The sequence below is a fragment of the Paenibacillus sp. 01T422 genome, from assembly GCF_056398785.1.
Genome location: NZ_JBFTQB010000078.1, coordinates 1 through 15116 on the forward strand (window position 1 = coordinate 1; position 15116 = coordinate 15116).

Below are 15116 nucleotides of genomic sequence, written 5' to 3' on the forward strand. Positions count from 1 at the left end.
GGTTGTACGCCACCATACCGATACTTGTCATCCATCGTTGGAATCATTTCAATCTTGATATTCGGGTTGGCGAACTCAAATATTTCTGTAAACTGTTGTCTGAAATACTCATCATCGCCAAACCCCATAGATGTAGCGATCTTAAGCACTCGCTCCTGTTTATCGTCCGCTTTCTCACCCTTCGTACAAGCTGCCGCTAGKGGTACGACCATGGCCAGGGTCAAAGATGTAGCGACCATTTTACGTGTAATTGATTTCATTTCGATTTACCTCCGTCAGCATGTGAATTCATTCCCTTGCCACCATAAGCCGGAATGGCTTTCGGTGCTTTAATCATAATTTTCTCGCCATCAAACTCCATCGTTGCTTTGCCTTCGATTTGCAAGGCGTTCAGATAAGCCTTAGGCACTTGCAAGCGGCCTGCACGGTCTAATACAACGAACTCTTCATGATCCTTATTCGCAAGTCCGCCTCCCATACCAGCAGCCCCTACAAGTGACGGACTGCGCGCAATAAACTCTGAGCTCGTCATTCCATCCCGGATGGCAACCACTCGTCCCACCTTCCCAGCCATGGATAAATCATGGGTAACAATGACAATCGTAACACCCAATTCTTTATTCAGACGCTGAAAAATATTTAGGATCATATCCGCTGTTTTGGAATCTACGGAGCCCGTTGGTTCATCGGCGAGCAGCAGTCTTGGACGATTTGCCAGCGAAATAGCGATGGCAACACGCTGCTGCTCACCACCTGACAGCTCCTGTAGTTTATTGTTCAGCCGATGGCTAAGCCCGACCCATTCCAGCAATTGCTTGGCATAGGCGGGATCATACTTCCCACTGAGCATCATCGGCATCTCGACATTTTCGAGTGCAGTCAAATATGAAACGAGATTTCGAGCGTTATTTTGCCAGATGAAGCCTACAGTGTGCCGTTTGTATTCAACCAGCTGCTTATCTGTGATTTTCAATAAATCCCAATCGCCGACCTTCACCTGACCTGCGGAAGGACGATCTAGACCGCCCAAGATGTTCAACAATGTAGACTTGCCGCTTCCGCTGTTCCCGATAATAGCCATAAGCTCACCGGCGTCAACTTGGATGTTCAACCCTTGCAAAGCGACAACTTCAACCTCGTCTGATTTATAAATTTTGACTAAACCGTCACAAGTAATCATTCTATTTCTCCTCCCCGAGCTTCACAGCTTGATGAACACGCAGCCTTCTAATGTGCAAGAACAGCAGTAAAGCTCCTGTTGCCATCATGAAAGCTACAACGAAATAGAGCTGATTGGTGTCTTTGGAATCGAAAACAACCCGAAATGGCGGCACCTGAGTCTTCACATTCTGAGAAGTTTGCAAGAAAGGCAAAAAGAAGTAGCTTGTCAATTTACCTATCGCAATTCCTAACGCAATCGATAAACCCGCTGTAAAACCTTGCTCGAGCAGCAGCATGCCGGTCAATTGCTTACGGGAAAGCCCCATCGCGCGAAGGACCCCAAACTGCACAACACGACTTGACAGATTAAAGAACCAGTACAACATATATCCAATTAAAGATACAAGCACAGATACCAGAAAGCCTAAGCTTAGAATCCCGAACACGCCACCTCTTGCCGGAAGTTTGTTCTGAACAATGAGCTCATTGCGAACATCTTTGACCGAAGCCAGCTCGATTCCTTTATCTTGCAATGCTGCTACAATTGGCGCCACTTTCGCGTCTGGCTTCATTTTGAGCCAAACCTCATAAGGAACGATAGGCGCCTGATCATACACATAATCCAAATTTGTAATGAAAAATGGTGTCTGATCGGGATACTGACTAGGCCAGTATGGAAGAATGCCAACGATGACGAATTCCACAGGCTGCTGGCTAATCGTAATCGAGAGCAGATCCCCAGCTTTCAGCGCATACTTGCTTGCATAATTAGAAGGAATAATAACGGCTTGCTCATAGCTGCCAAGCAAATTCAAATATTGGTACGGAGGGACTGGAAATAAATCAGGCCGAAACCATCCAACTTTGGCAAAATCGACATTATCAATCCCCATGACGAGGCCTTGGCCCGTCGATTTCCCAGAAACCACGACATTTCCTTTGGTTTGCAGAACTCTTGCCGCTGCCTGAACGCCCTCCAGCTCGCGAAACACTTGAAACGGCGGCTCCACGTAGCGAATCTTCGAAGGCGTTTCCTCTCCAGGATTTCCACCGCCCTGACCACCTTGGCCTCCTTGACCACCGTTGCCACCAGCTCCACCATTACCGGAACCACCGTTCCCACCGTTATTCCCTCCTGAGCCACCGCCTTGAGAGCCGCCCGAATTTCCTCCTGCATTAGGATCCTTAGGCAGATCATCGGAGAAGCCTTCCCACACGGTTTGCAGCACCACATCCGTTCCATATTGATAGAGCGTTCGCTCTGTGGAATTCAGATCAATCGTGCGTGCCGCCGAAGAATTGTATACGCCAAGCCCCAATGTAAGAATCAATAATAGCATCAACGGATAGTACGACTTGGCTGACCGGGAAAGCTGCACAAGCGTTAAGTAGAGAGGCACCGGAAGGAATCTCCGACCAAGCCATCCAAAAAAACGCAGCAACCACGGGAAAATGCGCAGAAAGAATAATCCCAACGCGAAAATCGAGAGTGCAGGCACGAAGAACAATAACGGATGCACTTGCAGCTGATCGGTCGTCAAACCCGTCTGCACAGACAACACTTGGCGTTGGTCAAACAAGTAAAATCCATAACCAACAACTCCGAGCAGCACAATGTCTATAAACCAACGCTGCCAAAGCGGCGATCGATCAGATCGTGCAAGGAGCTGCTTATAATTCACTATTGAAGCTTTTGCGAAAAGAACCGCAGGAATGACACTTGCCAGGATGGCAATAAGTACGGCAAGCCCGCCATACAGCAATGCTTCCTTGGTAAAGCTGACCGGAATTGACTTCCGATCAACGAAGGTTAGGAATCCACTGGAAGAACCTATGCTCTTGGCCATGAACCAGCCCATGAACGGTCCGACGATTAACGCTATGATCCCTAGCGATAAACCTTCCAGAAAATAAATCCCGATAATTTGCTTCGTACTGCCTCCCCTGCTTCGCAGAGTGGCAATCACTCCTCGCTGTCGATCAAGCGATTGTCTGGCATTCATAACAATGTAATAGAAAACCATAGCAATCATAGGTGCTGCTAACGTGAATAATAAAATTTGCATCTGTAGGCTCTGCGCCTTGAACTCAGCAAGCATCGGCTTGAATGAAACATCGACCTTCGTATTTTTGAGTTTCTGGTACAAGTTAATGTCCAGCCTCTCCAAACGCTGATCTAATGGAGACAATTGACTTGTTTGGATATTCCGCAGATCGAAAGCATAATACCAATTGGCCAGCTGAAGCGGAATTTTCTTCTCTGTCAACAACGTCTTCATAAACACATCATCACTTACGATAAGTGAGTTGAGTAACCCCTCTAAACCTTGAAACCAATAGGCATCCGTCTCATTTTTGGGCTTGAAAGAACCAACAATCTTCACCTTCAGCAGTTGGCTGCCTCCTGCGCCAGAAACCGAATAATTGAACACATCGCCGATGTGCAAATCATTCCGGTACAGAGCTTCATCTAAAACAACTGCCTCTAGAATACCGTTCTGCACTTGATCCGAAGCCATCTGGCCAATGGACCAATCAACGTGCTTATTCAGCTCGCTCCATGAGGTCAGCGCCATTTGTCGCCTCTTGCTGGGATCAACTTTCGATGCATCAACAGGAGTTATTTGAGCTGCCTTGATCGTATAGCTTTTGGCAAATGTTTCAACCGGAAATCCAATTTCTTGGGGAATTCCTTCACCTATGTACACATTGACGTCTTTCAGCTCGTCTAACCCTGCACGTTCCGTCCCAACCGCTTGATATCGCATAAGCACAGAGCCTGCTGGAAGTCCGCTGCTTTTCTCTTCAAGCGATTTGGCTACAACACGCTTCAGCGATCCGTCTGCATACATCGGTATGCTGGTGGTGAAAGCAACAGCCATAATCAAACCAAGTAATGTGCTGAGCGTCAGCCAGCGGGTATTCCACATTTTCCGAAATAAAAACCGCAGCATGGGGATAGACATTAGCGACCCACTACTTTCTGTCCGGCGGTAAGGCCTTTTACAATCTCTACATCCGTTGACGTCTGTTGACCGATTTCCACATCAACTTCTTTCTTATTCCCCTGAGTATCAACCACCTGCACATAATTCCGGCCCGAATAGGAACGAAGCGCAGCCAGAGGTATCGTTGTTGCGTTTTCTTTTCTTTGGGTAATAATCGTCACGCTAAGTGGTGTTCCCCGATTCAGACCTTTTGGGAATTCATCCAACTGAACGACTAAATATTGATCAATTGAATCTTGTTTGCCGTCTTGCCCGCCGCCCGGGTAGTTGCCGTTGTTATTCCCTGTCGCTTGCGGATTCGGCAGCTGCTTGACTTTCCCTTTGTGCTGTCCAGCAGAATTGATATCGACTTGGACATCCATCCCGATGGAGACTTTCTTCGCATCGTCTGCGCTTATGCTTGCGGCCACCGTCAATTCATTCAAATCCGCAATTGTTGCAACGGATTCCTCCGATTTCACCGTGTCGCCTTTCTTCGCTGTAACCGTTACAATCGTTCCGCTAAACGGTGCGAGAAGCTTCGCTTTGCTCACTTGCGTTTCTAGCTTCGTGAGTTCCTCCCGCTTCAGTTCAAAATCAATCTTCGCCTGCTCAATTTGCTCGGCCGACATTTCGTCCGCTTTTCGCAGCGTTTCGATCATTGTCAGCTCATCTTTGCGAGTTTCAAGCTTCTTCCGCTTCAAATCGCTATCCATATCTGAAACGTCAAGCTCAGCGACGGGCTGCCCCTTCTCAACCGTATCGCCATTTTTCACGAGAATGGCACTGATCCGTTTGGAAGTCATATCTTCGGAGAAGAACAGCTTCTCTTCCTGCAGCGCCATGAGACGCCCGCTCCCTCTTACTTTCGTCTCAAGTGTTTCTGTTTTCACCGTATATTCGGGTTTCTTGGAAAGCTTAGGCGGATTAATGCTCGGAAGCGCCTCTTCCTCCTGTTCCTTAGGCAGCAGAGAGCAACCTGAAGATAGTATAAGTGTAGTACCTATTAGTAGTGCAGTTACGGGCTTTCTCCAACTAGGAGATGAATTTCCCGTCCACCATTTCGTAAACATGATCGGCAACCTCCAAAATCGTAGGGTCATGGGTCGTCATACAAATTGTTACCTGCTCTGTCGCAATCATACTCCGGAAAACGGACATGATCTGTGCGCCCATCTGGGAATCCAGCTCTGCCGTCGGTTCGTCGGCCAAAATCAATGAAGGTCGATGCGCGATCGCCTTGGCAATCGCAACGCGCTGCTGCTCACCGCCAGACAGCTCGAAAGGACGATGGTACATTCGCTTACCAAGCCCAACGAGTTCTAGACAGTAAGCCACCCTTTCCTTCCACTCAGACCGAGGAACACCTGCCATGCGCAGCGCAAGCTCCACATTCTCCCAAGCTGATAACAGCGGCATTAAGGCATACGATTGAAAAATAAAGCCGATCTCTCTGCGGCGAACTAATGTTCGCTCATTGTCGTTTCCTAAATGAAAAGCATGATCCAGGAACATAATTTCTCCTTCATTAGGCTGATCAAGCCCCCCAATTAAATTCAAAAGAGTTGTCTTACCTGAGCCTGAACGGCCTTTGAGCATAACAAGCTGAAGCGGTTTGAGTTCCATCTCAATACCTTTGAGTACTTCTAATCGCTCGCCACCGACTTGAAAGGAGCGATGCACTCCCGTTACCGTTAGCAAAGGCGAATTTCGTTGTGCGTGCGAAGATGCTTGCATCTCGAAGAGGCTCATCTTCTCCTCTGTAGAGGTAGACTCAGCTGTGCTTTTTTTGCGGAACCAATTCGCCATATGGCACTTCTTCCTTTCATTTCCAAATCAGCCTGTATGATAAATTAGACGAAAGATCTTTTCAAAAAGTTCCATGAAACTGAAAATTTCCTGAAAGTTTTTGAGCACGAACGTTCTCTTGTATGAACCTATTAAAATATACTATCATTTGTAAATTATTGTCATGCAACAAAATACCTATTTTATCCAAAAAAGGACCATCTTGAAAGTCCTAACAGACTTTAAAGACGGTCCTTTTCTAAATCGACAGCTTCTATTCCATCGTCGTATTTCGGAGCACCATATGAATATGATCCTCCCAAACACCATGAATTTTCAAATATTTAAGCGCTAAGCCCTCATCATAAAAACCTAACTTCTCCACAACCTTCAAAGAGGCCTTGTTACGAGGCATGATATTCGCTTCTATTCGGTGCAGCTCCATGACCCCAAAAGCATAGTCAATCATTGCCTGCACGCCCTCAGTCATAAGTCCACGATTGACGAGACTTCCATCCATTCGGTAGCCCAGATGGCAGGATTGGAAAGCCCCTCTGACAATATTGCTAAGGGAAATTGACCCAATTATTCTGTCTTCGTATTGCATCCATACTTTCTGCAGTTGGCCGTCTTCGATCAACTTAACTTCTTTCTCAATTAAATCAGCCTGATACGACTTCGTATAATACAACTCATTGCGTGCAATCTCCCATTCCTTCAAAAAAGCCCGATTACGATTCACATAATCAAGCACCAGCTCAGCGGAAGTTGGATCTAAACGAACCAAGGACATTCGTTCTGTTTTACAAACCAGCTGCATATTTACTCCTCCTTAACCGTCGCGACTTCTTTTATTTGGTTATACAATGATACCCGCTTCCCTAAGCTGCACGCAACTCTCCTACAAAATGTGAAACTGCAGCATTCATTTGCAGGATTTTACCTCCCTTTGGGGAAGTTAAAAGAAGTAGCTTAATTAGAATTGCTTACAAAGAAGGAGAATACCGACATGATTGAAACAATCAAAACCTACTTGGAAGAGCAAAGGGAACAACACATAGAGGAATTGATGCAATTTCTGCGGATTCCAAGTATTAGTGCTGTTGCCGAACACCAACCTGATATGAAGCGCTGTGCAGAATGGGCAGCTGACTCCCTGAGAAAAGCTGGTCTGGAAAATATCGAAATTATGTCAACAGGCGGCCATCCTGTCGTTTATGCTGATTGGCTGCACGCAGAAGGCAAACCAACGGTGCTTATCTATGGACACTATGACGTTCAACCCGCTGACCCTATGGAGTTATGGGATACCCCGCCTTTCGAACCTGTCATCCGCGATGGCAAGCTTTTTGCCAGAGGCAGTACAGACGATAAAGGCCAACTATTGCTTTATGTCAAAGTGGTTGAAGCTTTCCTGCGCACACAGGGCAGTCTTCCAGTGAATGTGAAATTCTGCATTGAAGGCGAAGAAGAGATTGCAAGTAAGAACCTTCCTCCATTTGTAGAAAAGTACAAAGATAAATTACAGGCTGACGCTATCACCCTCTCAGATACTCAGATGCATGGCCCTGGTAAACCAGCCCTCATGTATGGCCTACGTGGTCTTGCAGGTTTTGAGATTACGATCGATGGAGCGAGTAGCGATCTGCATTCCGGGCTATTCGGCGGGGCTGTCCAAAATCCGATTCATGCTTTAACGCAGCTGCTAAGCTCTTTTCATGATTCCGAAGGCCGCGTAGCAGTGAATGGCTTCTATGATCGTGTCATTGAGCTTTCAGACAAGGAACGCGAAGCATTTAAACAAGTTGAACCTGATGAAAATAAAGTCCGTACGGATCTAAAGGTAGACAAGCTGTATGGGGAAAAAGGATTCTCGTTCTACGAACAAACAACATCTAGACCCACTTTGGAAATCACTTCGGTGAGCGGCGGTTTTCAAGGTGAAGGTATCAAACCGATTATCCCTAACCGTGCTTCGGCCAAAATTGCTTGCCGTCTCGTTGCCGCGCAAGTACCGGATGAAATTATGGAGGCTGTTGAAGCGCATATTCATGCGCAAGATTTGCCTGGCGTCAAAGTAACCCTCGATCGTCAATTGCGCGGCAATCCGTTCATTACGCCAATCGACGAGCCTGTGATGGTTGCGGCAGCGGAAGCCTATGAAGATACTTATGGCGTTTGGCCAGTCTATACGCGAAGCGGCGGGTCTATTCCAATCGTGGAAGTATTAGGCCGCGTACTTGATGCCCCTGTTGTTCTGCTGGGCTTTGGCTTGCCAGGTGAGAACCTGCACGCACCCAATGAGCATTTCCATTTGATCAATTGGGATAAAGGAACCGAGACAATCAGCCGTTTCTGGCTGAAGCTAGCTGCACGAAATGAGAAAGCATGAGAGGAATGAGCGAACACCATGAGCACAACAAATCTATCTCTTCGCGATGCCAATATGGAAGATCTCGCGGAAATCGTACGTATATATAATTCGACTGTCGCAGGACGTATGGTCACCGCAGATACAGAACCTGTAACGACAGTCAGTCGAGAAGGCTGGTTTCATGAACACTCCGCCGATTTCCGGCCCTTATGGGTACTGGAAAATGGCAGCGGGATATGCGGTTGGCTTAGTTTTCAATCCTTTTATGGCCGCCCAGCCTATAATGCAACGGCAGAAGTCAGCATTTACATAGACGAGGCTTGCCGCGGCCAAGGAATTGGCCGATACCTCATGGAGCAAGCATTGGAGGCTTGTCCAAAGTTAGGAGTCAAAACCTTGCTCGGCTTTATTTTCGGCCATAATGAACCTAGTTTGCAGCTTTTCCGTAAATTTGGGTTTGATAATTGGGCTCACCTGCCGGGCATTGCCGAGCTTGACGGAATCGAACGAGACCTGATTATTCTTGGTAAACGGGTAGGTTAGCAGCTACAGTTAGCAGCTACAGTTAGCAGTTACAGTTAGCAATGCGAATAGCGCTTCTTCCTCTTGTCAGCGACATGCTACCCGTCAACAAGATGGAAAAGCGCTATTTTTATTAAAGCTTGATTACCCCGCTAACCTTCGGATTTCAACGCCTCAACCTCAATCTCAATCATTAACCTAGGATCAATTAATGCTTTCACCTCAACCATTGTTGCCACAGGCTGAACTTCACGGAAATATTCCCCATGCGCACGACCAAATTCTTCCCATAAGGAAATATCCGTCACAAACATGCGAGTACGTATAACATCCGACATCGCGGCTCCAAGCTCCGAGAGCGCTTTCTCTATCGTCTCGAGCACGAATCTAGCTTGTTCATAGGCGTTGCCTTCGCCGACTACTTCCCCATTCTTCATTGCTGTTGTTCCAGCTACCTCAATCCGATTTCCTACCTTTATTGCCCGGCAATAGCCAACTGTGGGCTCCCAAGGTGAGCCTGTAAATACTCTTGTTCGAGTCATAGCTCAGTCAACTCTCCTTTTACAAATAAGATGCAAGCTTAGCACGCAGACCTTCTGTTACTGGCAAAAGTGGCAGTCGAAGCGTTCCCGATTCTATGATCTCTTGCTGTTCCAACAGCCATTTGAGAGGAGCTGGATTTGGCTCTTGGAAGAGAAGACGAATTAGCGGAAGCAATTCTTCAAAAAGCTCCTTGCTTTTCTCCTGTTGCCCTGCTAGAAAATGACGGTAAAACGCTACAAACCGCTCTGTCTCCACATTCGCAGATGCGCTCATTACCCCTTTTGCTCCACACAGAAGAGCTTCAAAAAGTAGCGTATCTTCTCCGCACAAAATCGGCTTCGAGCCCATTCTAGTTAGTTCCGAGACTACTTGCGTGTTAGGCGTACTGTCTTTCATTCCAATCACGCCATCGAGTTCGAGAATTGTCCGAACCGTATCCAGTTCTAATTTCACCCCTGTGCGATGCGGAACTTCATATAAAATCACAGGTACACCAACACTTGCAACTCGGCGAAAATGCTCAATGATCCCTTGCTGACTAGGTTTATTATAATACGGTACCACGATTAAAGTTCCGTCAGCGCCAAGTTTTCCTGCTTCCTCTGTTTTACGCACCGTGGACCGTGTATCATTCGTACCCGTACCGACTACGAGTGGTACCTGCACATGGGCTGCATCTCGAGCAGCTTGAGCTGTAGCAAACATCACGCCCAGCTCATCACTCGCAATCGTTGGTGATTCTCCTGTCGTGCCGTTAACAACGAGTCCATCGATCCCATCTTGGAACAAATTGTACGCATGATTATAAAAGGAGGCAGCATCCAACTCGCCCTCCTCGTCAAAAGGCGTAATAATAGGCACATATACACCATGCAAGTCCTTTTCTTTTAACATGTAAGCCATCTCCCCGTTAATTTGATGTTGTACATACACTTTAGCATGGATTCTTTCATCACAGTTAGCTATAATAAATGATACTACTCATCAATATTTTTGATAAAAATAAAGGGGGCTACCATGGACTTAACGTATTTTCGCACCTTTCGGGAGGTTGCTCGCAGAAAGAGTTTTACCAAAGCAGCAGAAGAATTAGGTTATGCGCAGTCCAGCATTACAATGCAAATTCAGAAGCTTGAGCGTGAGTACGGCGTTCCTCTTTTTGAAAGATATGGCCGGCAGCTGCGCTTAACATCCCCTGGTGAAAGCCTTCTGAAGCTCGCTGTACAGATGCTCGATCTCTATGATCAGTCCAAAGAAATGGTTGCAAGCCAGGTCACCGGAACTTTGACGATTGGGACGATTAACTCTCTTGCAGCCTATTACCTGCCTCCTTATTTACAAGCTTTGAAACAACTTTATCCTGGACTCAACATTCAGTTATATCCTGACAGCGAAGCTTCACTTATGACCAAAGTCAGAGAAGGCGATTACGATCTGGGTTTGCTTTTGGACCGATATCCTGCTGAGCCCCTCCTGACCTGTACGAAAATTAAAGAAGAACCTTTACTGCTCGTTGCTCCATTGAACCACCCGCTGACACAACTAGACCATATTGGACTTACCGATTTTCAACAAACTGAATTTATTGTGACAGAAGAAAGCTGCATTTATCGGGGCATGTTTGAAAAGTTGCTCAAAGATCACGCCATCCCGCTCCAAATCGGCTTCGAACTCGGTAATTTAGAGGCTATCAAACAATGTGTCATGAATGGACTTGGCATCGCGCTGCTGCCCAGGATTGTCGTTCAGAGCGAGCTCGATCAAAAAAAGCTCGTTTCCGTGCCTTTTTCACATGATGATTTAAAGTTGGATATCCAACTGCTGCTCCATCCCAAAAAGTGGATCTCCCAGCCCTTGCAAACATTTATCCAGTTATTAACCAGCCCAAAGGAATAATGAAAAAAGTGGAAATACTCCTGTYAATTTGTTCAAATGAGCTTACTATATCGGATTAGATGGAAAAATTTCTGCTATTCCCATCATTTTCTCATAAAAGGGGCAGCTGTGGCCGAATTAACTGCAAAATTGCTGTTATTTCATCCTTGAGCATAATTAAAGTGCCTCCGGCTAAAGCAAAAACATATAAATTATAAATAAAAAAGAAGCCCTCCTTATCGAAAAGGTAGGGCTTCTCTCATATTTCATTTGTCATCCAAAAACGGCGCCGCCGATGCGGTAACCAGTAGTAATTCTTCTACACGCCAAACGCAGCAGGATTCTCTCTCCATGAACGAAGTAATGCCATATCCTCGGCTTTGATTGCACCCTTCTCTAAAGCCACTTCAAGCAGCGTAGAGTAGTTGGAAAGCGTGTGAAGCGGCATCTCCGCAGCTTGGAAAGCATCCGTTGCTTTGTCCAATTGATAGGAGAAAATGGCTAGTACGCCTAGTGGAACAGCTCCCGCTTCTTTGACAGCAATCGCTGCTTTCAAAGAGCTTCCGCCTGTAGAAATCAGGTCCTCGATAACGATGACCTTCTGACCTGGCTTCACAGAACCTTCAATCAGGTTCTCTTTGCCATGGCCTTTCGCTTTATCGCGAATATAAATCATCGGGAGACCCAGCTTCTGAGCTACCCATGCAGCATGAGGGATGCCAGCTGTTGCTGTGCCGGCTACGACCTCTGCATCCGGGAACTTCTCTTGAATCAAGCTGACGAAGCCGTCAGCAATTACTTCACGAATAGCTGGGTGAGACATCGTCAGACGGTTATCGCAATAAATCGGGGATTTCAAGCCCGATGTCCATGTAAAAGGTTGTTGCGGCCGAAGAGAGCGGGCATAACGAATGACGGCTTGCTCAACCGTGCCGGTCAAGCCGATCTCTTCGTTCAGCACCGCTTGCGAGGTGCTGGTCAGCTGCGTCACGCCGATGACAATCGGGCGTGCATCGCCTGCGGCCAATCCCTTGTCGACACCCTCCAAGGTAGCAACCATCATGTCCTTGCCTCCGGCAGCATGGACATTGAACACATCCACACCTAGGCGCGTTACGCTTTCTGCGCCGCCTTTGACTGTGTTCGGAATGTCATGCATCTTCACATCGAGGAACACCTTATAACCGCGATCTTTGAGGCTCGCGACGAAGCCGGGACCTGCAGCATAGAACAGCTGCATGCCCACCTTCACGTAGCAAGGAATTCCCTCGAGCTGCTTCAGCAGCCCTTCGGCGCTTGCCGCATTCGCATAATCAAGAGCGACCATAATGCGCCCTGCAACATCTGTACGAGTTAATACTGACAAGTCCGTCACCTCTTTCTTAGACATGAACTGGCATTGCGCGTGAGGAGAAGTTGATCGCTTCGAGCATGTTAACGAGTGCTCTTACTGTGTCAAGCGATGTCATACAAACCACACCGTTCTCTACAGCTTCACGACGAATGCGGAAACCGTCGCGCTCAGGCGTTTTACCTTTGGTCAGCGTATTGACAACAAACTGCGCGTCCCCGCTGCGAATCAAGTCCAAAATGTTTGGTGAGCCTTCGCTCAATTTATGCACCGTTGTTACTGGAAGTCCTGCTTCTTCAATAGCTGTTGCCGTTCCGCCAGTTGCAATGATTTTATAGCCAAGTCGGTAGAAGCCTTTCAAGATTTCAATTGCTTCATCTTTGTCTTTGTCAGCAACAGTTACTACAACTGAACCGGCAGCTGGAATTTTCATGCCTGCACCGATTAAGCCTTTGTAGAGAGCCTTAGCAAAGTTCGTATCGCGGCCCATTACCTCACCTGTTGATTTCATCTCAGGTCCGAGTGTTGTATCTACACGGCGCAGTTTCGCAAAGGAGAATACCGGCACTTTCACAGAGACATAGCTATCTTCCGGCCATAGTCCGCTTTGGTAACCCATGTCTGTCAGCTTTTGTCCCATAATTACGCGTGTTGCCACGTTAGCCATCGGGATGTTCGTTACTTTGCTTAAGAATGGTACTGTTCTGGAAGAACGCGGGTTAACCTCGATCACATACACTTGATCGTTGTGGATAACGAACTGGATGTTTACCAAACCAACTACGTTAAGTTCCAGACCGATTTTTGTCGTAATCTCGATAATTTGCGTTTTAATATCATCAGATAGCGATTGCGGCGGGTACACAGCGATGGAGTCGCCGGAGTGAAYGCCAGCACGTTCAACGTGTTCCATAATCCCTGGGATTAAGACCGTTTCTCTATCACAAATCGCGTCTACCTCTACCTCTTTACCCAGCATATAACGGTCGATCAGCACCGGATGTTCCGGGTTGATTTTCACAGCATATTCCATGTAGCTTAGCAATTCTTCATCGGAGTAGACGATTTCCATCGCACGTCCACCAAGAACATAGGAAGGTCGAACGATGACCGGGTAGCCGAACTTCGCAGCTGTTCCAACCGCTTGATCCACCGATGTTACTGTACCGCCTGGAGGTTGAGCAATCGCAAGCTTGCTTAGCAGGGCTTCGAATTTTTTGCGATCTTCTGCCGTATCGATGCTTTCCAAATCGGAACCTAGAATGCGAACTCCTGCTTTGTGTAAAGGTGCTGCCAAGTTGATAGCTGTTTGACCACCGAATTGCACGATAACCCCGATCGGCTTCTCGCGTTCAATTACGTTCATTACATCTTCGAAGAACAATGGCTCGAAGTACAAGCGATCAGATGTATTGAAGTCCGTGGATACTGTCTCTGGGTTGTTATTGATAATAACAGCTTCGTAGCCAGCAGCTTGAATCGCCCATACAGCGTGTACCGTTGAGTAGTCAAACTCGATCCCTTGACCGATACGAATCGGACCGGAGCCAAGTACAACAACTTTCTCTTTCGTTGTTTCCGTTACTTCATCTTCTTGCTCATAAGTTGAGTAGTAGTATGGCGTCGAAGCTTCAAACTCCGCTGCGCAAGTATCAACCATTTTGTATACAGGTTTAATGTTTTGCTTCAAGCGATAATTTCTTACGTCCGCTTCGTTAATGAATGATGTGCAGCCTGCGAGCGTACGAATTTCAGCAATTGCGCGATCTGTGAAGCCTTTACGCTTAATTTCAAAGATCAGCTCATCCGTTAACTCACTCGCGGCAATTTCTTTCTCGTACTTGATCAAACCTTCAAGCTTGTTCAAGAACCACCAGTCAATTTTCGTCAAATTTTGCAATTGATCTACGGAATAGCCCCTGCGGAAAGCTTCAGCTAGTAAGAACAAGCGCTCATCATCAGGTTTTTGCAAACGGGATTCCAATGTTTCTTTATCTATAAGGTCTGTTTCCTTCAGGAACAACCGATGTACGCCAATTTCCAACGAACGAACCGCTTTATGAATCGACTCTTCGAATGTACGGCCGATGGCCATAACTTCGCCAGTCGCTTTCATTTGTGTACCCAACTTGCGGTTAGCTGCCGTAAATTTATCGAATGGCCAACGCGGGATCTTGGACACGATGTAGTCAAGTGCAGGCTCGAAGCAAGCATAAGTTTGACCCGTAACTGGATTCACAAGCTCATCGAGTGTGTAACCAATCGCGATTTTAGCTGCCATTTTGGCAATTGGATAACCTGTTGCTTTGGATGCAAGCGCTGAAGAGCGGCTTACGCGCGGGTTAACTTCGATGACATAGTATTGGAAGCTGTGTGGATCAAGCGCGTATTGTACATTACAACCGCCTTCGATGTTCAAAGCGCGAATGATTTTCAAGGAAGCGGAACGAAGCATTTGATATTCGCGATCCGACAACGTTTGGCTTGGTGCCACTACGATGCTGTCCCCTGTATG

Annotated in this window: 12 protein-coding genes and 2 pseudogenes; 3 read left to right on the top strand and 11 right to left on the bottom strand. The window is 46.9% G+C overall.

What is annotated here, in order from left to right:
• The 6 genes and pseudogenes from AC1DUA_RS06510 to AC1DUA_RS06535 all read right to left on the bottom strand — a co-directional run.
• Window positions 1-260 (bottom strand): annotated as a pseudogene (locus AC1DUA_RS06510) (ABC transporter substrate-binding protein); the annotation flags it as partial.
• Window positions 257-1180: an ABC transporter ATP-binding protein gene (locus AC1DUA_RS06515; protein WP_477498950.1), complete on the bottom strand. Its 924-nt coding sequence runs from the start codon at window positions 1178-1180 to the stop codon at window positions 257-259. The gene AC1DUA_RS06515 and the pseudogene AC1DUA_RS06510, both read right to left, overlap by 4 nt.
• A gap of 1 nt (window position 1181) precedes the next feature.
• Window positions 1182-4127: an ABC transporter permease gene (locus AC1DUA_RS06520; RefSeq protein WP_477498951.1), complete on the bottom strand. Its 2946-nt coding sequence runs from the start codon at window positions 4125-4127 to the stop codon at window positions 1182-1184.
• Window positions 4127-5221 carry an efflux RND transporter periplasmic adaptor subunit gene (locus AC1DUA_RS06525; RefSeq protein ID WP_477498952.1) on the bottom strand — a complete coding sequence of 365 codons (1095 nt, stop codon included), beginning with the start codon at window positions 5219-5221 and terminating at the stop codon, window positions 4127-4129. The genes AC1DUA_RS06520 and AC1DUA_RS06525 overlap by 1 nt, the downstream gene beginning before the upstream one ends.
• Window positions 5184-5900 (bottom strand): ABC transporter ATP-binding protein, encoded by a 717-nt coding sequence (locus tag AC1DUA_RS06530; RefSeq protein ID WP_477498960.1) that lies wholly within the window; start codon window positions 5898-5900, stop codon window positions 5184-5186. The genes AC1DUA_RS06525 and AC1DUA_RS06530 overlap by 38 nt, the downstream gene beginning before the upstream one ends.
• Window positions 5901-6210: 310 nt before the next feature.
• Entirely contained in the window at window positions 6211-6756 is a 546-nt protein-coding gene (locus tag AC1DUA_RS06535; protein ID WP_477498953.1) for a GNAT family N-acetyltransferase, read from the bottom strand.
• A 189-nt stretch (window positions 6757-6945) separates the two neighbouring features.
• Between AC1DUA_RS06535 and AC1DUA_RS06540 the strand changes: the two genes are divergently transcribed.
• Together AC1DUA_RS06540 and AC1DUA_RS06545 are read left to right on the top strand one after the other, a co-directional pair.
• On the top strand, window positions 6946-8328 hold the full coding sequence (locus AC1DUA_RS06540) for a dipeptidase (protein ID WP_477498954.1): 1383 nt from the start codon (window positions 6946-6948) through the stop codon (window positions 8326-8328).
• Window positions 8329-8346: 18 nt separating this feature from the next.
• Window positions 8347-8853, top strand: a complete 507-nt coding sequence (locus AC1DUA_RS06545) for an N-acetyltransferase family protein (protein ID WP_477498955.1) — start codon at window positions 8347-8349, stop codon at window positions 8851-8853.
• 131 nt (window positions 8854-8984) lie between these two features.
• Here the strand turns inward: AC1DUA_RS06545 and AC1DUA_RS06550 are convergent, their stop codons facing one another.
• Window positions 8985-9374 carry a RidA family protein gene (locus AC1DUA_RS06550; RefSeq protein ID WP_477498956.1) on the bottom strand — a complete coding sequence of 130 codons (390 nt, stop codon included), beginning with the start codon at window positions 9372-9374 and terminating at the stop codon, window positions 8985-8987.
• A 19-nt stretch (window positions 9375-9393) separates the two neighbouring features.
• The gene (gene dapA, locus AC1DUA_RS06555; protein WP_477498957.1) at window positions 9394-10269 is read right to left on the bottom strand and encodes a 4-hydroxy-tetrahydrodipicolinate synthase; all 876 of its coding nucleotides are present in this window, start codon (window positions 10267-10269) and stop codon (window positions 9394-9396) included.
• A 123-nt stretch (window positions 10270-10392) separates the two neighbouring features.
• Here dapA and AC1DUA_RS06560 point away from each other — a divergent pair, with 123 nt between their 5' ends.
• Complete coding sequence (locus tag AC1DUA_RS06560) at window positions 10393-11271, top strand: LysR family transcriptional regulator (RefSeq protein ID WP_477498958.1); 879 nt, start codon at window positions 10393-10395, stop codon at window positions 11269-11271.
• 298 nt (window positions 11272-11569) lie between these two features.
• Here the strand turns inward: AC1DUA_RS06560 and pyrE are convergent, their stop codons facing one another.
• From pyrE to carB, 3 genes and pseudogenes are all read right to left on the bottom strand, one after another.
• The gene (gene pyrE / locus AC1DUA_RS06565) at window positions 11570-12163 is read right to left on the bottom strand and encodes an orotate phosphoribosyltransferase (RefSeq protein ID WP_477498961.1); all 594 of its coding nucleotides are present in this window, start codon (window positions 12161-12163) and stop codon (window positions 11570-11572) included.
• Window positions 12161-12640, bottom strand: a pseudogene (gene pyrF, locus AC1DUA_RS06570) (orotidine-5'-phosphate decarboxylase); the annotation flags it as partial. The gene pyrE and the pseudogene pyrF, both read right to left, overlap by 3 nt.
• On the bottom strand, window positions 12633-15116 hold a 2484-nt coding region (gene carB, locus AC1DUA_RS06575; RefSeq protein ID WP_477498959.1), incomplete at its 5' end, for a carbamoyl-phosphate synthase large subunit. The pseudogene pyrF and the gene carB, both read right to left, overlap by 8 nt.

Coding starts and splice junctions, on each gene's coding strand:
- AC1DUA_RS06515 (WP_477498950.1), bottom strand. CDS start 1,180: ATGATTACTTGTGACGGTTTAGTCAAAATTTATAAATCAGACGAGGTT.
- AC1DUA_RS06520 (WP_477498951.1), bottom strand. CDS start 4,127: ATGTCTATCCCCATGCTGCGGTTTTTATTTCGGAAAATGTGGAATACC.
- AC1DUA_RS06525 (WP_477498952.1), bottom strand. CDS start 5,221: ATGTTTACGAAATGGTGGACGGGAAATTCATCTCCTAGTTGGAGAAAG.
- AC1DUA_RS06530 (WP_477498960.1), bottom strand. CDS start 5,900: ATGAGCCTCTTCGAGATGCAAGCATCTTCGCACGCACAACGAAATTCG.
- AC1DUA_RS06535 (WP_477498953.1), bottom strand. CDS start 6,756: ATGCAGCTGGTTTGTAAAACAGAACGAATGTCCTTGGTTCGTTTAGAT.
- AC1DUA_RS06540 (WP_477498954.1), top strand. CDS start 6,946: ATGATTGAAACAATCAAAACCTACTTGGAAGAGCAAAGGGAACAACAC.
- AC1DUA_RS06545 (WP_477498955.1), top strand. CDS start 8,347: ATGAGCACAACAAATCTATCTCTTCGCGATGCCAATATGGAAGATCTC.
- AC1DUA_RS06550 (WP_477498956.1), bottom strand. CDS start 9,374: ATGACTCGAACAAGAGTATTTACAGGCTCACCTTGGGAGCCCACAGTT.
- dapA (WP_477498957.1), bottom strand. CDS start 10,269: ATGTTAAAAGAAAAGGACTTGCATGGTGTATATGTGCCTATTATTACG.
- AC1DUA_RS06560 (WP_477498958.1), top strand. CDS start 10,393: ATGGACTTAACGTATTTTCGCACCTTTCGGGAGGTTGCTCGCAGAAAG.